This window comes from Paenibacillus herberti, from assembly GCF_002233675.1.
In the GTDB taxonomy this organism is placed as follows: Bacteria; Bacillota; Bacilli; order Paenibacillales; family Paenibacillaceae; genus Paenibacillus_O; species Paenibacillus_O herberti.
In genome coordinates this window covers 1,741,952-1,764,156 of record NZ_NMUQ01000001.1, presented here as the reverse complement: position 1 = coordinate 1,764,156, position 22,205 = coordinate 1,741,952, and the positions used below count along the sequence as shown (strand labels likewise).

General features: G+C 47.0%; 21 protein-coding genes and 4 pseudogenes. 23 read left to right on the top strand and 2 right to left on the bottom strand.

Annotation, left to right across the window (positions count from 1 at the left end; all coding sequences use genetic code 11):
• Positions 1 to 3: 3 nt before the first annotated feature.
• From panD to CGZ75_RS07965, 22 genes and pseudogenes are all read left to right on the top strand, one after another.
• Positions 4 to 387, top strand: coding sequence for an aspartate 1-decarboxylase (panD, locus tag CGZ75_RS08070; protein WP_089523691.1), 384 nt, complete (start codon positions 4 to 6; stop codon positions 385 to 387).
• A 168-nt stretch (positions 388 to 555) separates the two neighbouring features.
• The gene (locus CGZ75_RS08065) at positions 556 to 1,422 is read left to right on the top strand and encodes a tetratricopeptide repeat protein (protein WP_089523690.1); all 867 of its coding nucleotides are present in this window, start codon (positions 556 to 558) and stop codon (positions 1,420 to 1,422) included.
• Positions 1,423 to 1,446: 24 nt separating this feature from the next.
• Positions 1,447 to 4,308 carry an ATP-dependent DNA helicase DinG gene (gene dinG, locus CGZ75_RS08060; protein ID WP_089523689.1) on the top strand — a complete coding sequence of 954 codons (2,862 nt, stop codon included), beginning with the start codon at positions 1,447 to 1,449 and terminating at the stop codon, positions 4,306 to 4,308.
• Complete coding sequence (locus tag CGZ75_RS08055; protein WP_245850744.1) at positions 4,305 to 4,967, top strand: redox-sensing transcriptional repressor Rex; 663 nt, start codon at positions 4,305 to 4,307, stop codon at positions 4,965 to 4,967. The genes dinG and CGZ75_RS08055 overlap by 4 nt, the downstream gene beginning before the upstream one ends.
• A complete protein-coding gene (locus CGZ75_RS08050) occupies positions 4,948 to 6,246 on the top strand; it encodes an amidohydrolase (protein ID WP_089523687.1) in 1,299 nt (432 codons plus the stop codon). Before CGZ75_RS08055 ends, CGZ75_RS08050 begins: the two co-directional genes overlap by 20 nt.
• Positions 6,246 to 6,776 (top strand): cell wall elongation regulator TseB-like domain-containing protein, encoded by a 531-nt coding sequence (locus tag CGZ75_RS08045; RefSeq protein ID WP_089523686.1) that lies wholly within the window; start codon positions 6,246 to 6,248, stop codon positions 6,774 to 6,776. The genes CGZ75_RS08050 and CGZ75_RS08045 overlap by 1 nt, the downstream gene beginning before the upstream one ends.
• A 149-nt stretch (positions 6,777 to 6,925) precedes the next feature.
• Positions 6,926 to 7,462: a hypothetical protein gene (locus tag CGZ75_RS08040; protein WP_089523685.1), complete on the top strand. Its 537-nt coding sequence runs from the start codon at positions 6,926 to 6,928 to the stop codon at positions 7,460 to 7,462.
• Positions 7,455 to 8,954 (top strand): AAA family ATPase, encoded by a 1,500-nt coding sequence (locus tag CGZ75_RS08035; protein WP_089523684.1) that lies wholly within the window; start codon positions 7,455 to 7,457, stop codon positions 8,952 to 8,954. The genes CGZ75_RS08040 and CGZ75_RS08035 overlap by 8 nt, the downstream gene beginning before the upstream one ends.
• A gap of 308 nt (positions 8,955 to 9,262) precedes the next feature.
• Positions 9,263 to 10,135, top strand: a complete 873-nt coding sequence (locus CGZ75_RS08030) for a 3-hydroxyacyl-CoA dehydrogenase family protein (RefSeq protein ID WP_089523683.1) — start codon at positions 9,263 to 9,265, stop codon at positions 10,133 to 10,135.
• The gene (locus tag CGZ75_RS08025) at positions 10,132 to 11,334 is read left to right on the top strand and encodes an acetate kinase (protein ID WP_089523682.1); all 1,203 of its coding nucleotides are present in this window, start codon (positions 10,132 to 10,134) and stop codon (positions 11,332 to 11,334) included. The genes CGZ75_RS08030 and CGZ75_RS08025 overlap by 4 nt, the downstream gene beginning before the upstream one ends.
• 40 nt (positions 11,335 to 11,374) lie before the next feature.
• Entirely contained in the window at positions 11,375 to 12,673 is a 1,299-nt protein-coding gene (asnS, locus tag CGZ75_RS08020; RefSeq protein ID WP_089523681.1) for an asparagine--tRNA ligase, read from the top strand.
• 2 nt (positions 12,674 to 12,675) lie between these two features.
• A complete protein-coding gene (locus CGZ75_RS08015) occupies positions 12,676 to 13,371 on the top strand; it encodes a DnaD domain protein (RefSeq protein ID WP_089523680.1) in 696 nt (231 codons plus the stop codon).
• A gap of 49 nt (positions 13,372 to 13,420) precedes the next feature.
• Complete coding sequence (locus tag CGZ75_RS08010; protein ID WP_089523679.1) at positions 13,421 to 13,642, top strand: DUF1450 domain-containing protein; 222 nt, start codon at positions 13,421 to 13,423, stop codon at positions 13,640 to 13,642.
• Between the two features lie 11 nt (positions 13,643 to 13,653).
• The gene (locus tag CGZ75_RS08005) at positions 13,654 to 14,157 is read left to right on the top strand and encodes a ferritin (RefSeq protein ID WP_089523678.1); all 504 of its coding nucleotides are present in this window, start codon (positions 13,654 to 13,656) and stop codon (positions 14,155 to 14,157) included.
• A gap of 419 nt (positions 14,158 to 14,576) precedes the next feature.
• Positions 14,577 to 15,161: pseudogene (locus CGZ75_RS26445) on the top strand (ISL3 family transposase); the annotation flags it as partial.
• 199 nt (positions 15,162 to 15,360) lie between these two features.
• A pseudogene (locus CGZ75_RS26440) lies at positions 15,361 to 15,504 on the top strand (transposase); the annotation flags it as partial.
• A gap of 1,016 nt (positions 15,505 to 16,520) precedes the next feature.
• The gene (locus CGZ75_RS07990) at positions 16,521 to 16,928 is read left to right on the top strand and encodes a hypothetical protein (RefSeq protein WP_089523676.1); all 408 of its coding nucleotides are present in this window, start codon (positions 16,521 to 16,523) and stop codon (positions 16,926 to 16,928) included.
• A gap of 76 nt (positions 16,929 to 17,004) precedes the next feature.
• Entirely contained in the window at positions 17,005 to 17,835 is an 831-nt protein-coding gene (locus CGZ75_RS07985) for a hypothetical protein (protein WP_089523675.1), read from the top strand.
• Positions 17,836 to 17,860: 25 nt separating this feature from the next.
• Entirely contained in the window at positions 17,861 to 18,625 is a 765-nt protein-coding gene (locus tag CGZ75_RS07980; RefSeq protein WP_089523674.1) for a hypothetical protein, read from the top strand.
• A complete protein-coding gene (locus CGZ75_RS07975) occupies positions 18,600 to 19,382 on the top strand; it encodes a DUF2705 family protein (RefSeq protein ID WP_089523673.1) in 783 nt (260 codons plus the stop codon). The genes CGZ75_RS07980 and CGZ75_RS07975 overlap by 26 nt, the downstream gene beginning before the upstream one ends.
• 17 nt (positions 19,383 to 19,399) lie before the next feature.
• Positions 19,400 to 20,053: an ATP-binding cassette domain-containing protein gene (locus CGZ75_RS07970; protein WP_089523672.1), complete on the top strand. Its 654-nt coding sequence runs from the start codon at positions 19,400 to 19,402 to the stop codon at positions 20,051 to 20,053.
• Positions 20,050 to 20,742 carry a hypothetical protein gene (locus tag CGZ75_RS07965; protein ID WP_089523671.1) on the top strand — a complete coding sequence of 231 codons (693 nt, stop codon included), beginning with the start codon at positions 20,050 to 20,052 and terminating at the stop codon, positions 20,740 to 20,742. The genes CGZ75_RS07970 and CGZ75_RS07965 overlap by 4 nt, the downstream gene beginning before the upstream one ends.
• Before the next feature lie 244 nt (positions 20,743 to 20,986).
• Here CGZ75_RS07965 and CGZ75_RS26435 read toward each other — a convergent pair.
• Positions 20,987 to 21,259, bottom strand: a pseudogene (locus CGZ75_RS26435) (transposase family protein); the annotation flags it as partial.
• Between the two features lie 90 nt (positions 21,260 to 21,349).
• Here CGZ75_RS26435 and CGZ75_RS07955 point away from each other — a divergent pair.
• Positions 21,350 to 21,646 (top strand): annotated as a pseudogene (locus CGZ75_RS07955) (Lrp/AsnC family transcriptional regulator); the annotation flags it as partial.
• 114 nt (positions 21,647 to 21,760) lie between these two features.
• On the opposite strand, the gene CGZ75_RS07950 reads toward CGZ75_RS07955, so the two are convergent.
• Positions 21,761 to 22,201, bottom strand: a complete 441-nt coding sequence (locus CGZ75_RS07950) for a hypothetical protein (RefSeq protein WP_089523669.1) — start codon at positions 22,199 to 22,201, stop codon at positions 21,761 to 21,763.
• Between the last annotated feature and the right edge of the window lie 4 nt (positions 22,202 to 22,205).

The following is a 22,205-nucleotide window of genomic DNA, read 5'->3' as shown; positions in this document are numbered from 1 at the left end:
CCTATGTTCCGCACTATGATGAAGTCCAAACTGCATCGTGCCACCGTAACAGAGGCAAACCTGAACTATGTGGGCAGCATTACAATAGATGAAGACTTGATGGATAAGGCTGATTTGTGGGCCAATGAGAAGGTTCAGATCGTCAATAACAACAATGGAGAACGTTTCGAGACTTACGTCATTTCAGGGCCGAGAGGCAGTGGCGTGATCTGCTTAAATGGAGCGGCCGCACGGCGCGTACAGCCTGGCGACAAGGTCATCATCATTTCTTATGCCACTATGGATGAACAAGAAGCTCGTGAATACACTCCTAAAATTGTCATTCTGGATGAGAATAATAAACCTATCCAGATCTTGGACAAAGAAATTCACGGGGATATTTTGTGATTTCAGTTCCCTAATGCGCCCGCATTAGGGAACTGTCGCCGCCGGGTATAGGTGGGGCTCATCGGAAGCAGAATGAGGGTACGGCATTGAAGGCTTGGGCCTTTGAATCGCCTTATCAACTGAATCCAAGTGAGGACTCATCCCAGAGCCGAAGGCGGGTGTTAAGCGATGTTTGAGCCGATGTTTGCCGTCATGAATGAGATGCTGGACGACATCATGCTACGTTGTCCCGGCTGCAGTCCGGGGGAACGCGAGCAGCTGCTCGGACAGCTGATCCAGCTTCGCGGTATCAGCGACCAATTTATTGATGAATGGCTTGTTTTCGAGGAAAAGCTGGTTGACTTTCAGGATGCATTCCCAACGGAGGCAGCGGCTGCCGGCCTTGGCGGAGTAGCCGCTATCCACAAGGGGCTTTCAGGAGCTCATGCTCCCCAGCCAACAGGACAACCCGGCCGCCTAGCTAAGGCTAAGCTGCCTCTAATGATGGAGCCGCCATCGTTGAAGCGCCCTACATCTTCGCCAGTGGCTAAACCGTCCCAACAGGATTCGCTTCCAATAGCCAAGGAGGCTGCTCCAAAAGGCGAAATCCCGTTGCCAGTTAACGCAGCAGCCTTAAGTTTCGACACCGAAGAAAACATGATGCGAAAAATCGCCTGCGGACAAGGTTATTTCAAATTATTCATGTTTCCGCAAGCGGTCTTGGAATTCCAAGCTGCGATTGATCTAATGCCGGAATGCAATTTGGCGCGTTTATATCTTGCGATGTCGTTTATGCATACCCAGCAGTGGAACGACGCTGAGCTGCATTTCAAGCTGCTGGCAACGCTCACGGAACATCCGCGCTGGCAAGCGATTAGCTTCAATGCGTTGGGCTGTATTCAGGCGATACGCCTTAATATGGAGCAAGCGGAACGATTGTTCCGCCAAGCAGTCAAGATGGATCCAAGCTTCGAGGATCCCGTAACCAATCTCAAATCATGCCACCAAGCGCCCGGCCCTTTATCCCTTTATTTCGGAAGCGCTGAGCTGATTTGATTGCGAGAGGAAGATCGGCCTTCAATGAATTATGCGGTACTCGATGTAGAAACCACCGGCACGAACAGCGGTGAAGATGATCTTATACAAGTCGGCCTAGTGCTGATGGACGAGGAGTTCAATGTCGTAAAGACACTGAACTCCTTTGTGCGCCCAAGTGTGCCAATACCGCCCTTCATCACGCAATTGACCGGTATTGACGATGCGATGGTGCAGGATGCGCCGGAGCCGGATGATCTGATGCTGGAGATGATTCCGCTGCTTGATGACGCTGTGCTCATCGGCCATAATGTTTCATTTGATGCCGGTTTCCTTAATATGGCGCTGGATCGGGCAGGTTATTCACCGTTCACTGGACGCAGGCTGGATACGGTCGAGATGCTGCGCCTGCTTTTCCCTTCCCTCAGCTCTTATCAGCTTGGCGCGGTATCCGAGCAGTTCGGCATTCGCCATGATCAGCATCACCGCGCAGACAGCGATGCAATGGCTACAGCCATTTTATTTTCCGAATGTGTCAAAAAGCTGCGCGGACTGCCATTGCTGACTCTGCAGCATTTTGCAGCCATAATACAAGACACGGATCTCGCTTGGTTCCTTGCAAGTGAACTGGAAGCGCGTCAGCTCAGCACGGCACTGGATATAGATTCCCATCAATACTTCCGGCAGATCGCGCTTAGGTCGGGTGATTGGACGGAGGAGGAGCCTCCACGTGAGGATGGCTCCGACAATCCACTGCAGGATATGAGCTTCGAGGACTATCTGGAGATGGTCAAGACGGGATTCCAGACCATCTTCGAGGACTATGAGGAAAGGGAAGCTCAGGTGACGATGTTCCGCGAGGTGAACGAGGCGTTCGAGAACCATCGCCATTTGCTTATCGAAGCTGGCACCGGCACCGGCAAGTCGCTCGGATATTTGATTCCTTCTTTATATTTTGGAATCAAAAACGAGCGCAAAATCGTCTTAAGCACGCATACGATCAATTTGCAGGAGCAACTGCGTCAAAGAGATCTGCCGCTGCTTCGCGATGTGCTGCCGTTCCCGTTCCGCGCCAGCGTGTTCAAGGGCAGAGGAAACTACATCTGCTTGCGCAAGTTTGAGACGAGACTGCAAACGTTGGAACTGTCCGCAGGCGGCGACGAAAGGTTGACCGCCACACAAATGCTCGTTTGGCTTGGGGAGACGGAAACCGGAGACCAAGAGGAAATCAACTTTGGCAATCGCGGCGGCGAATTCTGGAACACCGTTTCCAGTGATGCGGATTCCTGCCTCAACCGGGCCTGTCCTTGGTTCAAACGTTGTTTTTACCATCGGGCTAAACAAGAATCCAACCTGGCTGATGTCGTTATTACTAACCATTCTTTGCTGTTCACGGATATTAGAGCCGATCATCGACTGCTTCCTGCTTATGAATATCTTGTTATCGATGAAGGCCATCAGCTGGAGGAAGTGGCGGGCAAACATCTCGGTCAGCAGCTTGGCTTTTATGGGTTCTTGAACCTGGCTAACAGGTTGGCTAAAGATTCCCGCAACGGCCTGCTACCGCAGCTGCGCTCGCATATTCAAGGCGAGGACGGGGATGATGTCAGCAAATGGACGGAGCAGCTTGACGAGGTCATTCCGCGCTTTGGGTCTTTAAAAGATACTTGGGAAAAGCTATTTGAGCTGCTTCAGGCGCTTTCTACACCTGCTGCTGGAGCGGCTGAAGCCGGCCAGACGATCGTCAGGCTCAAGCCCGGTGAGCTGCCGAAGGCATGGGAAGCGATCGAGTTTGAGGAGTCGCTCTTTTTCAAGGAAATGAATAAGGTGTTCAAGGTGCTGGACAAGATGAGCTCTGAGATGAAGGATAAGCTGGATGGCAATGCCCTGCAGGGCATGGTAACGGATCTGGCGGGAGCGGTTAAGGATGGAGGACGCATCCGCGACGAGCTTAAGGTGTTCGTGCGGGCGGATAAGCCGGAGATGGTGTACTGGATCGAGTCGAGCGCGAGCACGCGGACGAAAAGTGTACAGCTTCATACCGTGCCAGCCGATGTGAGCGGACAGATTAAGGAATACTTTTTTGAAAGCAAAAAAAGTGTTGTCATTACCTCGGCCACGTTAACCGTACAAAAGTCGTTCCAATACGCTGCCGAGCAAGTTGGCTTGAATCTGGAAAATCCGCATTATGCTCGGACAGTGCAGCTGCCTTCACCTTTCCATTATCGCTCGCAGGCGCTTGTTATGATCCCAAGAGACTTTCCGAAGGTTAAGGGCGCTGCGGCTGATCCAGCTTACATCAATAAGCTAGTAGAATCGCTCTCGGCTGCTGCCATGGAGACGGGAGGACGGATGCTGGTGCTGTTCACCAGCTACCGCATGCTCAAGGAAGTGTATGAGCCGCTCAAGGAAGCGCTGCTTGGCTCTGGTATCCAGGTGCTGGGACAAGGAATTGACAGCAGCAATCGCAGCAAGCTGACGAGACTTTTCCGCCAGCAGCCGGCCTCTGTGTTGCTCGGCACGAGCAGCTTCTGGGAAGGAGTCGACATTCCGGGAGACGCGCTTGTTTGCTTGGCGATTGTAAGGCTGCCGTTCCAGCCGCCGAATCATCCTCTGCAGGAAGCCAAAGCCGAGCTGCTGCAGGAGACGGGGCAGAATCCGTTCATGAAGCTGTCCGTCCCGCAGGCGGTCATCCGTTTCAAGCAAGGGTTTGGCAGACTGATCCGAACCTCCAGGGACAAGGGCATTGTACTTATCTATGATACACGTGTTATCGAGACCTTTTATGGAAAACACTTCCTTTATTCGCTGCCGGGCCCTAAAATTGAACATATGTATGCCGAGCAGTTCATCCCTCGTATGAGGGAATGGATGCAGAGCGATCAAAAGGAGGCCGCGCAGCCTTGAGCAAACTAGGAAAACCAATATCGGAGGCGGTCGTTCGCCGACTTCCGGTTTATCTGCAAGTGCTGAACGACCTGCACATTCGTGATGTTCAAACCGTGAGCAGCCAGGAGCTCGGCCGCAAGCTGGAGCTGAATCCGGCGCAGATCCGCAAGGATCTCGCTTACTTCGGCGAATTCGGCCGTAAAGGCGTCGGTTATGACGTCAATTATCTCATCGAGAAAATCCGCGGCATCCTCAAGCTTGACCAACCGATGTTAGTGGGGCTTGCGGGCGCGGGTAATCTCGGTCATGCGTTATGCAACTACAGCTCTTATGTTAAGGATAATATGAAAATAACAGCTGTTTTCGATGCCAGCCCTGCGAAGATCGGCAAACGAATTAACTCTCTTGAAGTGCTGCCGATCGATCAGCTGCAGGATAAAGTACGCGAGGATGGTATCCAGATTGGTATCATTACGGTGCCGGCGGGAGAAGCGCAAAATGTGGCCGATCGATTCATCGAGGCCGGAGTGAAGGGCATTCTCAACTTTGCTCCTGTCGTGCTGAAAGCTCCGGACCATGTGCGGATTCATTATGCCGATTTTACGACTCAACTGCTGAGCTTGGCCTACTATATGAATAAGGACGGTACGGTAGACGATGAACAAATGGTGGATTGAAAATGGAACTTTCGTCACGATGGACGAAAGCCAGCCAGTCGTACAAGGACATATGGTGATCGAGAATGATCGTATCACCTACATAGGCAAAGAGCGTCCGCAGGATGCGGATTCCATCTCGGTCAAAGTCGACGGCAGCAAAAAAGTATTTATGCCTGGTCTGATTAACACTCACGGACATGCTGCGATGTCGCTGCTGCGCGGTTATTCGGATGATGAGGCGCTTCAGACTTGGTTGCAGGACTATATGTGGCCGATGGAAGCCAAGTTCACGGATGCGGACGTTAAGTGGGGAACTTCGCTAGCCGTTCTGGAAATGCTGAAAAGCGGTACGACGACGTTTGTTGATATGTATGATCGGATGGACGAAGTGGCTAAAGTTGTACAACAGTCCGGTATGCGCGGTGTACTTATGCGCGGTGCAATCGGACTATGTCCAGAGGATGTGCAGAACCAAAAGCTAGCTGAGGCCGTACAGTTCGCCAAGGATTGGAACGGAGCCGCAGATGGGCGGATCATGACGATGATGAGTCCTCATGCCCCTTATACCTGTCCACCAGAATTCATCGAGAAATTTGTGCAAGCTGCACATGATTATGATCTCCCGATGCATACGCATATGTCCGAAACGGTAGCCGAAGTGGAACAAAATGTTCGCGATTACGGTGTGCGTCCGGTAGAACATCTCGATCGCTTGGGCTTCTTCTCCCGCCCGAGCTTTGTCGCTCATGCCGTGCATCTGACCGACGAGGAGATCAGCTTGCTGGCCGAACGCGGTGTAGCGGTATCTCATAACGCAGCCAGCAACCTGAAGCTGGCAAGCGGTGTTGCCCGAGTACCAGAGCTGCTTAAAGCAGGTGTTACAGTGTCGCTTGGCACCGATAGTGCGGCAAGCAACAACAACCTGGATTTATTTGACGAGATTCGCTTGGCAGCGCTAATTCACAAAGGCGTCTCCGGTGATCCAACCGTTATTCCGGCAACGCAAGCGCTGCAGCTTGCCACGCTAGGCGGAGCGGCGACGATTCGTCAGCCGCAACTGGGAGCGCTTCGAGCTGGTATGAAGGCTGACTTCATCGCGCTGGATGCTGACCAACCGCATTTCTATCCACAAACGGATATGATCTCACATCTCGTTTATTCTGCATCCGGTCGCGATGTTCGCGATGTATGGGTGAACGGTCAACAAGTTGTACGGGGCGGAATTTGCCTGCTGCTTGATGAAGAGAAGATCAAGGCAGAGGCGGAAGCTTGCTACCGCAGGCTGGCGGGCAACTGATGGCAAGGGGCCGCAGCCCAAGATGGTATTTCAACCGCAAGGGATGGACCATCTGGGGAATAGTTGCTTTTCTCGCATTGCTTTTTCTGATGCATGCGGAGCTGCGTAACATCCAGAAGCCAGTTTGGGCCGGGGAAGAGCAAGCTGCAGCCGAGGCTAAAGAAAAAGCTGGGCTGGTGGAAGTTGAATCGGCGGAAAAGTACGTTTGGGATGAGCCGTTATGGGTGGTGAGCGGTCGCAATGACAAGGGCAATAGCCTAGTCGTTTGGTTGCTCAAAGATAAAAAGCCCCATACGGAGGATGTTACGCAGAGCGTTAAAGAGGCTGCAATTGCCCAAACACTGCTGACGAGTCGGACTGGGGGGGCGGACATCATCCGCATCCGTCCTGGCTGGTATCAGGGAAAGCCTGTTTGGGAGGCTCATTACTCGCTTCAGAAAGAGCAAAAGCGCTACTACTATGATTTCTATGAATTTGTCAGTGGAAAGTTTATTGCTACTTATTCCCTTACTGCTAAACGTTCTTCCTGATTTGTACACAATTACATGCCCTCTATCGGCATCGAAGTGATATACTCATCGTATAGCATTTATGATATACTAGTATGCATCATAAATCATATTGCGGATGAGCAGGCCTTTTCTTTAGGTCACTTCGATTCAGAAGGGGGCTTTTTGCATTGATTAAATGGAAACCATTTCCCTTTTTCGTGACGATTGCCGTATCGGCAATTCTATTGTTTGGCGGGTGGTATGCCTATCAGCAAACCGCTATCGAGCGTCCTCTCAGCAAGGCTGTTCAGTCGCTGCCGGGTGTTGCTTCTGCAGTACCATCAATTAGCGATGACGCCGTTACGGTCAAGCTTAAGCTTAATACTGGAGCTGACCTACGTACGATATATGATCAAATTTCCCGTCAGGGAGCTTCGATAATTGGTTCCCGCAAGCTCGTATTGCAAATTGACCAAGTTTCCAGTCCTCAGCTTGACGCCGTTTGGTCCACCCAGCTGTTCACGATCGCCGAGGCGATGGAAACTCGCGAATATTCTCGTATCCCCGATACAATGGTTAAGCTTGAAAAAACGCAACCTGGCTTGAAGGCAAAATCTTTGATGGATGATAAAAATGTTTACGTTACGTTGGAATTCGGAACGGATACGAAGTATATTATCCTGCCCCGTGCGGGCGAAGTTATGGGGGTATGGCCAAATGCCTAAATACAGCGTCGAAATTGGCGCCGGCTTTTTGACCGCTCTGCTGGCGTTTCTCTTATTTCGAGGAGTTAATATTGTACCTTTGCTGCTAGCTCTTTCTCTCGCTGCGGTGCTATTTTTCGCAGTTCGCTCCAAAGGCCAATTGGCTGCTGCTGGTGGCAGACGTGATGCGGTATCCAAGACCAGTACTCCTTTTTCGTTTGATGATATAGGTGGTCAGGAACGCGCAAAAGGTGAACTTATTGAAGCACTTGATTTTCTAGTTAAACATGAAGAGATCAGCAAGCTTGGCATCCGGCCGCTCAAGGGTATCTTGCTTACGGGACCGCCGGGAACAGGTAAAACGCTAATGGCCAAAGCTGCTGCATACTATACGGATTCTATCTATTTGACTGCTTCGGGCAGCGAGTTTGTTGAAATGTACGTCGGCGTTGGCGCAGGGCGCATTCGTGATCTGTTCAAGGATGCTCGCCGTAAAGCCCAAAAGGCCGGTAAAAAAAATGCCGTCATTTTTATTGATGAGATTGATGTCATCGGTGGCAAAAGGGATGGCGGACAGCATCGCGAGTACGATCAGACGCTCAACCAGCTGCTTACGGAAATGGACGGTATTCATGCGAACGAATCGCCGCGCATTCTGCTAATGGCTGCAACGAATCGTAAAGAGATGCTGGACCCAGCGCTTTTGCGTCCCGGAAGGTTCGACCGCCATATCGGCGTTGATCTGCCCGACAAAAAAGCTCGTCTGCATATTTTAAACATTCATGCTAAAAACAAACCTCTTGCCGCCGAGGTCAATTTGATGAAAATCGCTGAGGAGTCATTCGGCTTCTCCGGTGCTCAGCTGGAAAGTGTGCTTAACGAAGCCGCCATTTACGCGATGCGCGAGAGCAGCGAGTTTGTCGTTCAGCAGCATCTGTCAATGGCAATTGACAAGGTCATGATGGGCGAAAAGACAGATCGCGAATCCACCAAGGAAGAGCGGGAGCGCGTCGCCATCCATGAGCTTGGTCATGCGATTGCAGCCGAGCTGCTGCGTCCCGGCAGCGTGTCTCAGGTTGCGCTGTCACCGCGTGGAGCTGCACTTGGTTATGTGCGCCATAATCCAACACAGGATCATTATTTGTACACAAAGGACTTTCTTGAAGCCCAAATTATGATCGCGCTTGCCGGCGCTGCTGCGGAGGAAATGTTTTATGGAGGCCGCAGCACAGGCTCTCGTAATGACTTTGAGCAATCGCTCAGCATTGTCCGTACGATGGTGGAATGCGGGCTGACTGAAATCGGCATCATTGAAGATCGGATGATGACGCCGGATCGCTGGGCTACCATTTCTGGCTCGATACTGGACGAATTGATGAGACGCACGAAGGAAATGCTTGGCTCGCGCAGAGAGCTGTTCCAGCATTGCCTGAACATTCTAATCGACAAAGAAACGCTCGGCGGCGAACAGTTCCGCGGGCTGATTAAAGAGGAGCAGACGCTTAGCGCCTGAATCGCTTGTAACTACCAATTTGGACGGGCCATCGGCCCGTCTTTTGTATGTTATGGGGCAAGGTCATCATTTCCTACTTAGGCGTATTGGTAATAAGTGTTTATAAGTGACAGCAGAGCGTCGATTTTGACGGCTCTGTGTCTGCTCATGTACCGCGCTAACGCAAAAAAATCCAGCAGCGGCGCGGTTTTCCTGTCGTGAGATTGTCAGAAATACAGCTCGCTAAAAGTTGTGTAACAGGCCTTTGGAAAGGTATAATAAGGGGCAACCTATAGATAAAAAAGGTATACGAATGGAGCGGACTTACTGTGAATTTTAGAAAGATCGGTGTTATTGGCGCCGGTACGATGGGACAGAGCATTGCCGAAATGCTTGCTTACAAAGGAATGGACGTCTTTTTGATGGAGCTTACTCCTGCCAAGCTGGAGCAGGGTATGCGCAACATTGAGATCAGCCTGGACAAGCAGATCGAGAAATGGGCGCTGACACAGGCCGAGAAAAAGCTTATTCTGAATCGCATTCACGGAGTGACCTCCATGGAGGATTTCTCCCAATGCGAGCTGATCATAGAGACGATTACGGAGGATCTTGAGCGTAAAAAGGCCATTATTGCGGCCGTGGATCGCGCCTGTCCACCGGATGTCATTGTTGCGAGCAATACCTCGACTCTATCGCTGACGGAGCTGGCTAGCGCTGCAGAACATCCAGAACGTGTTATCGGCATGCACTTTGTGTATCCGGTATTCAAGGTGGATCTCGTAGAAATCGTACGCGGTCTGCGCACTTCTGATGCGACCTTCAAGCTGACCAAAGGCTTCGTAGAGCAGGTCATCGACAAAAAAGGCGTCATGGTATTTGAGTCACCAGGTTTCATTACGACACGCCTGATCTGCCTCTTCATCAATGAAGCGCTCCATATTTTGGAGGAAGGCGTTGCCTCGATCGAAGATATCGACAGCGCAATGCGGATCGGTTACTCGTTCCAGCATGGCCCATTCGAGATGGCGGACCGCTTCGGATTGGATTCCGTTCATGCAGCACTTGATTCGATGTTCCGCGAGTTCGGAGAGCTTAAGTACCGTCCATCCTTCATTCTCAAAAAAATGGTGCGTGCCGGCCAGCTTGGAGTTAAAAGCGGGGAAGGCTTTTTCCATTATGACAAGGATGGTGACCGGGTATGAAAATTCTAGTCATAAATGCGGGAAGCTCTTCGCTGAAATACCAGCTGTATGACATGACCGACGAATCCGTTCTGGCCAGTGGCCGCGTAGAGCGGATCGGCATGGATTCCTCAATCGTGACGCATGAGCCGGCTGATCGCCCGGAAGTCAGAGTCGTCGACGAAATTCTTGAGCACACTAGCGCGATCAAGCGCGTGCTCGACATGCTCACGCATAAGGAGCATGGTGTGCTTTCCTCCGTCAGCGACATCGATGCGGTTGGACACCGTGTCGTACACGGCGGCGAAGTGTTCAAGGAGTCGGCACTCGTAAACCAGGAGACGAAGCTAGAGATCCGTAGATTGTTCGATTTAGCTCCGCTGCATAACCCGGCCCATATGATGGGGATTACAGCCGTTGAGGCGGTATTACAAGGTGTGCCTCAGGTCGTCGTTTTTGATACGGCCTTCCATCAAACGATGCCGCAGCAATCGTATCTGTACCCGATTCCGATGGTGCTGTACAAGCGCCATGCGATTCGTCGCTACGGCTTCCACGGTACAAGCCACGCCTATGTGAGCGAGCGCGCTGCGGATCTGCTTGGCAAGCCGCTCCAAGAGCTGAAGCTCGTCAGCTGCCATATTGGCAACGGCGCCAGCGCAACGGCTATTTTGAACGGTAAATCTTTTGATACTAGCATGGGCATGACGCCGCTTGAAGGGCTGATGATGGGCACTCGCAGCGGTGACCTCGATCCGGCAATCGTGCCTTATACGATGAACAAGGAGGACTTGACGCTCACCGAGGTCAATTCCATGCTCAACAAGCATAGCGGCCTTTTGGCGATTTCTGGCCTTAGCAGCGACATGCGCGAGATTACTGAAGCGATGTTCGACGGTGACAAAAATGCCCGACTTGCTTTTGAAATGTACACGTACCGGGTGAAAAAATACATCGGAGCTTACGCGGCAGCGATGAATGGCATTGATGTGCTGCTGTTCACGGCAGGTGTCGGAGAAAACTCCGCTGTTCTGCGCGAGCATGTATGCGACGGGCTTACCTTCCTCGGCATCAAGCTGGACAAGGAGCTCAATGCACAGCGCAGCAAAGAAGCGCGGATCATCTCCACGCCAGATTCCACTGTGACGGTCATGATCGTGCCAACTAATGAAGAGCTGTTGATCGCTCGCGATACGTTCAAGCTGACGAAACAAGCCTAGTATCCATTACAGGCGCAGAATAGAGAGGGGAAGTCTAGGCATGAGTGAGGCATTGGTAACGATTCGGGAAGTATCCGGCCATGTAGGCCGCAGCGTGCGGATTGGCGCCTGGGTTCAACGTAAGCGCTCGAGCGGCAAAATCGCTTTTCTGCAGCTGCGGGACGGCACCGGCTTCATCCAAGGCGTAGTCGCCAAAAACGAAGTGAGCGAGGATATTTGGGACAATGCAGGAAAGCTGACCCAGGAAAGCTCGCTGTATGTGACCGGTACCGTTAAGGAAGAGCCACGCAGCCCATCCGGCTTCGAGCTCGTCGTTGAGGGCATCGAGATCATCCAAGTGACTCAGGAGTATCCCATCACTCCGAAGGAGCATGGTGTCGACTTCCTGATGGATCATCGCCATCTATGGCTCCGCTCGCCCAAGCAGCGTGCGGTTCTGACGATTCGTGCGGAGATCAAGCGCGCCGTCAACGAATATTTCGATACGAATGGATTCACCCAGGTTGATCCGCCGATTCTGACGCCGACCTCGGCTGAAGGCACGACGAATCTGTTCCACACGAAGTATTTTGATGAAGATGCTTATCTGACTCAAAGTGGACAGCTGTACATGGAAGCAGCCGCAATGGCGCTTGGCAAAGTATACAGCTTCGGACCGACGTTCCGCGCCGAGAAGTCCAAAACTCGTCGTCATCTGATTGAATTCTGGATGATTGAGCCGGAGATGGCGTTTGTCGACCTAGAGCAAAGCTTGCGCATTCAAGAGTCATTCGTTGCGCATGTCGTTGCCAGCGTATTGAAAAACTGCCGTCCAGAGCTCGACACGCTTGGCCGTGACGTTTCCAAGCTGGAGGCGATTCAGGCTCCATTCCCGCGCATCACTTATGATGAGGCGATTGATTTCCTGAACAATAACGGATTTGAAGTGCCTTGGGGCGAAGACTTCGGTGCACCGCATGAAACGGCGATTGCCGAAGCATACGACCGCCCGGTGTTCATTACGCATTACCCGGCATCAATCAAGTCCTTCTACATGAAGCCAGATCCGAATCGTCCAGAAGTCGTGCTGTGCGCGGATATGATCGCACCGGAAGGTTACGGCGAGATCATCGGCGGCTCCCAGCGGATCGACGATCCCGAGCTGATGGCGCAGCGCTTCGAAGAGCATAAGCTGCCGCTTGAAGCATACCAGTGGTACATGGATCTGCGTAAGTACGGCACCGTTCCACATTCCGGTTTCGGACTTGGCTTGGAGCGTACGGTAGCTTGGATCTGCGGCCTTGAGCATGTACGTGAAACGATCGCCTTCCCGCGTACACTCTACAGGCTCTATCCTTGATCATGAATCAAGAATTTTCTGCTGCTTATACACGCGCCTTGGCTTCCCTGTTGGGAGACCGGGGCGTGTTCCTGCCTTCGCTGCTGTTACGCTCTTATCGGGAGCTGGGTCTTAGCGACAGCGACTTCATGTTAATGCTGCAATTGATGGCGTTCCGTGATTCGGAGCGCAAGGACTTTCCAACTCCCGAGGAGCTGGCGGTTCGTCTCGGCATATCCGGGCGTTCTGTGGAGCAGATGCTCGGCAGGCTCATCAAGGAAGGCTATTTGACTATTGATGATGCGCTGGATAGTGTGAGCGGAATCCGTTACGAGCGTTACAACTGGCAAGGCTGGTTGGAGCGGGCGGCGCAGTGGGCAGCAGCGGAGGAAGTTGCCGCCGCTGACAGCCCTAAGACGGAAGCTCACGCCCGTCCAGAGCCGACCAACGAGCAGAATCTGTTCGCGGTATTCGAGCAAGAGTTTGGCCGGTTGCTGTCGCCGATGGAATTCGAGCGCATTAGCAGTTGGCTCGATCAAGATCGCTACAGCGACGAGCTGATCCGTTTTGCGCTGCGTGAGGCGGTGTTTGCTGGAAAGCTTCATTTTCCGTACATCGACCGTATTCTGCTTGAATGGAGCCGCAATCGGGTAAGCACGCCGGAGGAGGCTCGCGTCCATAGCCGCAATAAGTTCCGCGGTACTGGCGGCAAGGGCTAAATTCCCTCCGTGTTCGGTAAGTCTGGCATGCCTAAGGAGGCTGGCCGTCATGAAGGTTCGCTTCTGCCGCAAGAATTTAAGGCTGATGTCCAAGTCCGCTTATCAAAAGCTGAAGGACGAGCCCGGCTTGGAGCTCAAGAAGTCGGATTGTCTTGGTAGCTGCCGACTTTGCAAAGAGCGATGTTTTGCCGTAATAAAGGGTAGAACGGTATCCGCCGCGAAGCCCAAAAAGCTCGTTAAGCGCGTGCTCAAAAAGCAATCATCCCCCTAGGAGGCATTCCCATGAACGACAAGTTGGCCAAAGCGTTGAACGATCAGATGAACTTTGAATTTTATTCCGCCCATGTGTACCTCGCAATGGCGGCCCATTGCTCCGGCGAGAGCTTGGACGGCTTCTCTAACTTTTTCCTCGTGCAAGCGGAGGAGGAGCGCTTCCATGCGATGAAGATTTACAAGTTCCTCAATGATCGTGGACGCCGCGCCGTTCTCCAGTCGATGCCGGAGCCGAAAAACGAATACTCCTCGATGTTGGATGTATTTCAGCATGGCTACCACCACGAGCAGCAGAACACGAAAAACTTCTACCATTTGGCTGACCTCGCCCTTGATGAGCGCGAGCATGCGACGATCTACTTCCTCAAATGGTTCATCGATGAGCAGGTTGAGGAAGAGGCTCTGTTCGATAGCGTTATCCAGAAGCTGAGACGGATCGAATCCGACAGCAACGCTTTCTACATGTTGGACAGCGAGTTTGCAGGTCGGAGCTTTACGCCTCCGGCGGAATAAGTTTCTAGGTAATGATATGATCCCCTTACGGTAGGCAGTGAAAAAAGAGTTCATGGTATCATGAACTCAACACTGCTGGCCGGAGGGGATTTTTCATGTGGGCTTTTTGGACAAATCTAAGAGAGTCTGAAGATAAAATGTGGTTATTTTGAAGGCTTGAAATCAAAATTAATGGTTGAAATATCAAAGTGAGCAAAAACAGGAGGGTAAAATGGAAGAAAACTTAAAATTCGGTATTGTTGTAAGTCCTCCTAAACAACAAAAGGTTATGACAGATGCCACTACATTACTTCAACGAACTGTCCGGATTACCAGAATCACAATTTCATACAATCGTTTCCATAGACAACAAGGAAGTTCATCTTGAGACAGTCCCTATAGCCTACAAACAACCTTCCTCCATCTGCCATTCTGAACTTGTGAACCCTAAAGTGGTTGTGATAGATCTTGCTCAGGCGTATCACACGTGGATCAGCGAATGCTTTCCTAATGCCGTTCGCATTGCGGATTGATTTCATTTTCACGGCTATGTCATTGATAGTGTCCAGGAGGTTCGCAAATCGGTTCAGCAAACCCTTTCCCCAGAGCCATAGCAATCTTGAAAAGTCACTATCGACTTCTGAATCCACGCATTGATAGCCTGCCTGAGAAGAGCAAGGCTCAATTAGAAATCCTCCTTACTTACTCTTTAGTGTTACGCAGCGTATTGGAATGGAAGGAAGCATATTCTCGGTGCTATGACTGTTCATCAAATGTCTGCACCGCTAATCTGGGCTTTACCTGCTGGTTGGGGTAAGGAGAAAAAATAGAACATGACGCCGTACGAAGCACCTAAAACCATCGTAATTGGCAGGAAGAGATCGTGAACTTGGACGAATGCAACCGTAGATAGACGACACAATCGTATCAAGGCTTACCAGCGTCGGCACTATTTCACACGTAATCGTGAGTGCTACAAAGCTGGTTTTTTAATTGAGTGTAATCGACGCCGGTTTACAAGTTGAAAAGCTCAACCACTAATATTGAAGCCGCTGAAAAGATTCTTTATCTGTAAGCAACGGACTAGGCCCTGTCTTCAAAATGTAATTCAAGCCGAAATAATGGTAGAATCAGGATATGAGAAGACGATACGAAATACAAGACGAACAATGGGGATTTATTTATAAAAAAACAGCTATCTGTTGAAAGGAAAAGCAAGGTGTACGACCGGAAAAACACAATCGAATGATGCTAAATGCAACGCTATGGATCGCGAGAACCGATGCAGCTTGGTGTGATCTGCAGGATTTTTATGGTTTTTGGAAGTCGCTATACACTCGGTTTCGCCGTTGTGGGACCAAATTCTAACTCATGTATCCATTGAAATCGACTTAGAAAGCGTGATGATTGATGTGACTGTTGTCCGCGTTCATCAGCATGGTTCCGGGGCAAAAGGGGGCAGCAATTTCATGCCATTGTAGATACAACTGGGCAACCCTTTGCGTTTTGAAATGACCGGCGGCCAGAGTCATGACTGCGTAACGGACTATGAGATATTGGAGTCCATGGAGCTGGCTGGGACAAACGTCTTAGCAGATCGCGCCTACGATACAAATGCAATCGTCAATTATCTCGACGAGCAATAGGCTCATGCGGTCATAACAAAACAAGTAAAAAATCTCGTCAGATTCAGCGCCCGTGTGATTGGTGGCTCTATAAAGAACGACATGCGGTGGAATGCTTCTGTAACAAGATTAAACATTACCGTCGTACTGCCACAAGGTTGATAAACTAGCTTACTCGTTCAAAGCTTTTTCGCATTAGTTTCTATCATGGTCTGGCTTCGTTAAGTTTTAAGACAGGCCTAGAACGAGAAGTGGTGGAGCAGAGCGATACGCGGTTTCGGGGATCCCGATGCCAAAGCTAAGCTGGAAAGATGTAAACAGCGCACCACGGAGAGAGAAACCCAATCAACTGACTCATGCTCCCGCGTCTTCTCTTTGGCTACACCCACGACCTGACCTAAATACCAGTACCATATCTTTCTCCCGATGGAAACCTTTTCTACTAAAAATATCTGACGCTATCGAATCGAATTTAAGGCATCGTTGTCTAAACCTTTATGCCTAAAAATCAAAATTCCCAAATCCTATTATAGGAGATTGGTTAGAAGTATGAAACAATTCAACACAAGCTAATGGTGCCATTTGAATGATTTCCCTTAAAGAAGATCTTTTGATGAATTTTAATCAACACATTCCAACATATTTCGACATGTTAATCATATAGATTATACTGCAAAAGAACCATTAACAAAATTGTAAAAAAATGATATTATATAAATGGGTCGCGAACCTATAAATACCAAATCAGGAGGTAATAAATTGAAAACTGTCAAGAAAAAAATTGTATCTGGCATGATCACATTCGGTATTTTATCATTAACTTCCATTACTGCTTTTGCTGCTACTGAACCTTTAACTTATACTTCTTATGCATTGCCTACTTTTAAAGGAAATAATTACACAGGATCTCACCAGAAACAAACAGCTGATGAATTTATAACTAACAAAGTTACTGACATTACTGGAACTAGTACTGCCACTTTTTGGGCTGCTAATGGTATAAAAGAACAAATTTCGAATGATTATGATCAGAAAAAAAACAATGTAAGCAAAATTCAATTTAGAAATTCAGTCTCCAAGGGTGGAGATGTAATTATGGGTATGCAAAATGCTAATTTGAATATTTTGGATAGTGGTTTTGTTTCTGGAGAAGTTGATTTCAGATAATATCGCTTTTTCTTATTGACATCAGAGGAGTGCTGATTTTTCAGCATTCCTCTTTCAGAAAAAGGAGGACGCTTTATTGTTAAGGCAACTAGAATTAGAGTGGCGTTTATGTTCACAAAGAATAACATTCCAAGTACTGACATTCTTGTTTTTTATGTTATCTATAGGAGCATTTTTATTTGTATGCTACCGTAATTACGGGACAGATTTATTGTATGTGCGATCAGCTTACGAAATGTCAATTTTGCAGGGAACATCTACGAGAATCGTTTTAACGATGGAATTAATGCTATTGCCGTTGATGACTCCGCTTATCTACTCTGACTCATTTACAAGAGATATTCACAGCGGAATTTTTAAGGGAATCTTAACACGAGTTGAAATACGTACCTACCTAGTTGCTAAAGCTATTATTATTTTTCTTGTATCTTTTTTAATTATTTTTATTCCTCTGTTGATTAACCAACTTCTATGTCTTTTGGCTTTTCCAAAATTAGGATTCGATAATCGATATAATTTGCCTCCTTACGATATTGGTTTTCAAAATTATGATTCTGAGGCGATCTTGGATGTATTAAGACTAGAAAGCCCGTTGTTGTATAATGTTACTTTTATGCTTTTAATCAGCCTTATGGGTGCTGCGTTTTCCTTGTTTTCATATGGAATATTTTTACTTTTTAATAAAAGTAGATTTGTAGTGTTTTCAGGGATGTTTTTGTTTATAACGATTTTTAATCTGGGTTTGAGTGCAATTGTTTCTTATCGTTGGTCTTTTACCAATCTGTTAGTACCTGGTAACCCAGGCTCTCTCGAGGTGCTGTTTTTTTGGTTTTTGGTTCTGATTCTTGGCTTTATCACTGCATTATTATATACGATAAAGAAACGAGAAGTTGGTTTGGAGAAGTAAATTAGCTAGGGGGCTACTCTTTGCAATGAAACTATATACTCGGGTTCTGGTAGAATGTCTTATTTCCAGAACTATGCTCATTTATTTGCTTGTTCAAACAGCATTATTTGTATTCGCTTTAAAGTCTGTACCTACACTGCCCCAGATCGCCAATTCAATGGAAATAACAACTTTATGGATGAGTATCTACAAAATCATGGCAAATGATAAAGAGTATTTGTTTATTTACTTTCCGGTTTTTTTAATGCTTGTTATAAGAGGGGTCTCATTCAATAATCAGATCCCTGTTATCTTAAGGCAAGGCGTTAAAAAGTGGTGGTTAAGTAATTTATGGTTGATTACAGCCTTATCCATACTGATCTCGTTGGTGATACATCTTTTTCTACTTGCTTCTTTAATATTAAAGGGATCAACTTCGTTAGCCATTGGATCTGAATATCTAAGTTTCTTTCTGTTTTCTTTATTTATTAACTTTGTTGGTTTCTTGATAATTGGGTTGATTGCAGTATCTGTAATTCTATTTACTTCTCAAATACATTGGGGGATCATTGTACCTATTCTGTTACTTGTCTTATTTAAATCAATAAAATTACTACTTAAAGCTGAATGGCTTACCTTTGAAGAATATGTATCCTCCACTCATAAAATTGAGACTGGAAATTTGTTTTTAAAATCCATTGACCTGCTTTTAGTTGGAAGTTTCCTTATTCTGGTAATACTTTGCTACTTCAAGATAAGCATATTTTTAAAGGAGAAAGACTTTTATGAAGCTGAATCGAATAGACATTAAATGGGAAAGATTTATTCTTCTTAAACTTACAATATGGGGAATTTTATTAGCTTTATTCAGTGTGTTGCGTGTGCACGGCTCTAACCAAAGTCTTGATGATTTTATTAGTTCGGCCTATGGAACGATCAACTTGAGTAATGTGCAGAATGTTATCCCTGTTTTAATATGGATGCTCCCGCTTTTGGTTTTGAATTTCATTTTAGGAGATTACATTGATAAGCAGTTAAATCAACATGCTGTGTATATATTTACAAGAACTGAAAAGAGAAAGGAATGGTTAACCGCACAGGCAATCTCATTATTTTCATATGTGATATATTTTCATATTTTATTGCAAGTATTCCTTGTTACATTTGGTTATGTCTCAGGGTTTCGAGCTCTTTCACCTATTACCATGTGGGGAAATGTAGTTTTAGGCATGATAACCTTTTTCTTAAGCAATATCCTAGCTGTATTTATCATAAATCTACTTTCTTTAAGAATGAATACAGTGCCAAGTGCGGCGTTTATAATAGCTTACCAGAGTGTTGTACTATATTTGTCGGGAATCATGCTCAAGAATTCGAGTTCTTCCTACGATTTAATCAAATGGTTTCCGCTAACCCAGGGAGTACAGGGTTGGGATGGCTATGCTGAGATGAGGGTATCGGAATTTTCTCTAGAGGGGAGTTTATTTGCGCTTGTTTATCTAGTTACTGCACTTCTTATTGTCTATTTAATTGGCTTATTTGTAATACAAAAACGAGACTTTTATTAACAGATTGGAGGATTAAGATGACCAATGCTATTGAATTAAATGAAGTCAATAAACGAATCGCTGGAAATCTGGTATTAAATAATATTAGCCTGAAGGCCGAGAAGGGGAAAATCCATGCTTTTTATGGAGCTAATGGCTCCGGCAAGTCCATGTTGTTTCGAGCGATTTGCGGATTGATTAAACCAACAGGAGGAGAAGTGATTGTGGAAGGAAAAAAGCTTCATAAAGAGCGTTCCTTTCCCGAGAGCATTGGGGTGGTAATCGAATCACCGGGATTCTGGCAAGACTATACGGGGCTTGAGAATTTAAAAATGCTGGCATCAATTAGAAATAGGATCTCGCATAAAGAGGTACGTAACTCTCTTATGCGGGTTGGGTTAGACCCAAACGATTCTAGGAAATATAAAAAGTATTCCTTGGGGATGAAACAACGACTTGCCATAGCACAAGCGATAATGGAAGAACCTAGAATTATAATTCTAGATGAGCCTACGAATGCCTTAGATGAAGATGGTATTGAATTAATCCGACAAATTATTCGAGAAGAAAAGGAAAGAGGAGCAACTTTTCTGATTGCAAGCCATAATAAAGAAGATATTGAACTACTGGCTGATTATAAATACCGGATGGTAGATGGACGTCTAAAAGATGAAACGGGGAGAACCGAATGAGATCGTACCGATTTGTGCTTGCTGTAATCATTTTTTTAGTAGCTGGAGCACTAGTAGCCGGGTATAAAACGAAAGCATCCTTTAATTCAAATGTTGAACTAGGGGATTATTTGGAACATAGCGATATGATTCTGAGCTTAGATGAATCGCAAGAATACAGCTCAATCTATTTTGATAATACAATCCAATCCGTCGAGGACTTGAGTGCTAAATCGGAGCTTATTATCAAAGCCAAACCAAGTAACGACAGAAAGAACTTTACTCAGGCAGTTAGATCTATGATCGAAGTTCTTGAAGTGTATAAAGGAAATAAACAGATAGAGGGGACGAATCTTTATCTCTTTGAACCGAGTCACTTCTATGGAAAAAACTATTTTTCGCTTGGTGGCTACCAACTAATGCAAAAGGATAAGGAGTATATTCTCTTTTTAAAATCTTTAAAAAAGCCCACAAACTATTCCTATTCAGAAGATGAAGCCAAGAGCTACATGCCTGTGTCAAGTTATTACGGTAAATTCCCAATTCAACATAATAACGATTCTGCTTCTTATCTACTCACTAGAGATGAACTCGACAATGGAATTCCCTATTCTAAAATACAAAGCTGGGATGTGCTTACTTCCAAAGAAGAAGTTCTGCTAAGATTTATAGAAATAAAACAAGCGGTTATCTTGAGTTATAAAAATTAAAGTCAAAAAATTGAGGCTAAACCGTAAAGTAAGTGCGTGACGGTTAGTATAGCAGCCAATGGTGGTTGCATTCAATGAGAATACCTGCCTAATAGCGACTGCGGTTGCGATTGAAGTAATGGCGGCGTTGAAAGCCTTTAATGCGATTATGACAGCCCTACACTGTTGCGTTTGTCCACCGGCTTATGCACTTGGGACGTGACCATTTCACAGGTACTAGCATTACTTTATTACAGCTCTTGCAGTGGGTTCTTGGAACTCTGGCATGCATATAAGTTTTCCAGTTCCAGAAATCGAGATGGCGCCACATTTTTTTCTCTGCATCGTAAGCCTTGCATGCAGCTCCGCAGTTAGGACATGGAAACAGGGCTCCCCGTTCAAAATCAATAAATAAAGACCAAGATTCATCTTGATCGTCGTACTCAATATGGGTTAATTTCCATGGTTCTTCAAGGGCTAATGCAACGTTGAACAGGTCTGAAATTAGGTTTTCGTTATGACTTAATGAAGTCCACATCCTACATACCACCCTATTATTATTCTTAATAGTCAGTATGCTCACTTTCTCTATTGAACAGACATCAGCCATTCACTGTAGCAATGAAGCGATAAAGGGGTAATAGAGGGGTATACCATTAAGGTCAATCAAGCTAAATTTGGGTATTATATGCACTCTTTTATTACGATCTATACGAATAGCCCTCATCATCAAACTTTTCTAGCATTTGTGAGAACACAAGAGAATCACGTATTAAATAATTATAAAATAAGTGGGGATGGTTGTTATATTCTTGAGTGCAGATTCCAATCTAATGAACACTTAGATCAATTTCTGTTGGGTTTAAACGAATATGCAAACTACAAAATATCGATCGTTCTTAATAAACAAATGACGGTGAAATGATACGTTTTCTTTAACTTTAACGATGACGATCGCTTGGTTAGTTCAATAAAACAGCGACAGTCAAGGACTATTTTTTCGTCCTTGACTGTCGCTGTTTCAATTTCTAGAGACAGTCTAATCCTTTATTTTCTTACTTGGATACATTTTCCGGCTGTTTAACCCCATGCCGATCCATAAAAACAGACTCGGAACAATGAAAAACCAAATCGTTAGCTTAGGCTCAGGAGAAAACGGAACAAAATCAGCAAGCAAAAAAGCGTATAGATTGTAAAAGAGAAAGATCATCCAATTAAATCCCATCAGGCTTGGGAAACTCCAGCAATACACCCCGATTAGTAAGCCGATTAGACTCGCCAACGAGACGGAAGCAAAGTTTTGGAGGCTGGTTCGCATCTGATGCATGTACAAATAGCCGAAGAGTGCATATCCGAAAAAAGAGAGAAGGACAACGAAATAAATCCATAGGGGCTGTCGGCCCGCCATGCTACTAAGCAGGCCGCTGAAGATCAGCACTATTGCATGCGCCGCCAATGACAGCAGATTATTGCGAAGCATCCCG

Excerpts from the sequence above, each read along its gene's own strand:
- panD (WP_089523691.1), top strand. The coding sequence starts at position 4 with ATGTTCCGCACTATGATGAAGTCCAAACTGCATCGTGCCACCGTAACA.
- CGZ75_RS08065 (WP_089523690.1), top strand. The coding sequence starts at position 556 with ATGTTTGAGCCGATGTTTGCCGTCATGAATGAGATGCTGGACGACATC.
- dinG (WP_089523689.1), top strand. The coding sequence starts at position 1,447 with ATGAATTATGCGGTACTCGATGTAGAAACCACCGGCACGAACAGCGGT.
- CGZ75_RS08050 (WP_089523687.1), top strand. The coding sequence starts at position 4,948 with ATGAACAAATGGTGGATTGAAAATGGAACTTTCGTCACGATGGACGAA.
- CGZ75_RS08045 (WP_089523686.1), top strand. The coding sequence starts at position 6,246 with ATGGCAAGGGGCCGCAGCCCAAGATGGTATTTCAACCGCAAGGGATGG.
- CGZ75_RS08035 (WP_089523684.1), top strand. The coding sequence starts at position 7,455 with ATGCCTAAATACAGCGTCGAAATTGGCGCCGGCTTTTTGACCGCTCTG.
- CGZ75_RS08025 (WP_089523682.1), top strand. The coding sequence starts at position 10,132 with ATGAAAATTCTAGTCATAAATGCGGGAAGCTCTTCGCTGAAATACCAG.
- asnS (WP_089523681.1), top strand. The coding sequence starts at position 11,375 with ATGAGTGAGGCATTGGTAACGATTCGGGAAGTATCCGGCCATGTAGGC.
- CGZ75_RS08015 (WP_089523680.1), top strand. The coding sequence starts at position 12,676 with ATGAATCAAGAATTTTCTGCTGCTTATACACGCGCCTTGGCTTCCCTG.
- CGZ75_RS08010 (WP_089523679.1), top strand. The coding sequence starts at position 13,421 with ATGAAGGTTCGCTTCTGCCGCAAGAATTTAAGGCTGATGTCCAAGTCC.
- CGZ75_RS08005 (WP_089523678.1), top strand. The coding sequence starts at position 13,654 with ATGAACGACAAGTTGGCCAAAGCGTTGAACGATCAGATGAACTTTGAA.
- CGZ75_RS07980 (WP_089523674.1), top strand. The coding sequence starts at position 17,861 with ATGAAACTATATACTCGGGTTCTGGTAGAATGTCTTATTTCCAGAACT.
- CGZ75_RS07975 (WP_089523673.1), top strand. The coding sequence starts at position 18,600 with ATGAAGCTGAATCGAATAGACATTAAATGGGAAAGATTTATTCTTCTT.
- CGZ75_RS07970 (WP_089523672.1), top strand. The coding sequence starts at position 19,400 with ATGACCAATGCTATTGAATTAAATGAAGTCAATAAACGAATCGCTGGA.
- CGZ75_RS07965 (WP_089523671.1), top strand. The coding sequence starts at position 20,050 with ATGAGATCGTACCGATTTGTGCTTGCTGTAATCATTTTTTTAGTAGCT.
- CGZ75_RS07950 (WP_089523669.1), bottom strand. The coding sequence starts at position 22,201 with ATGCTTCGCAATAATCTGCTGTCATTGGCGGCGCATGCAATAGTGCTG.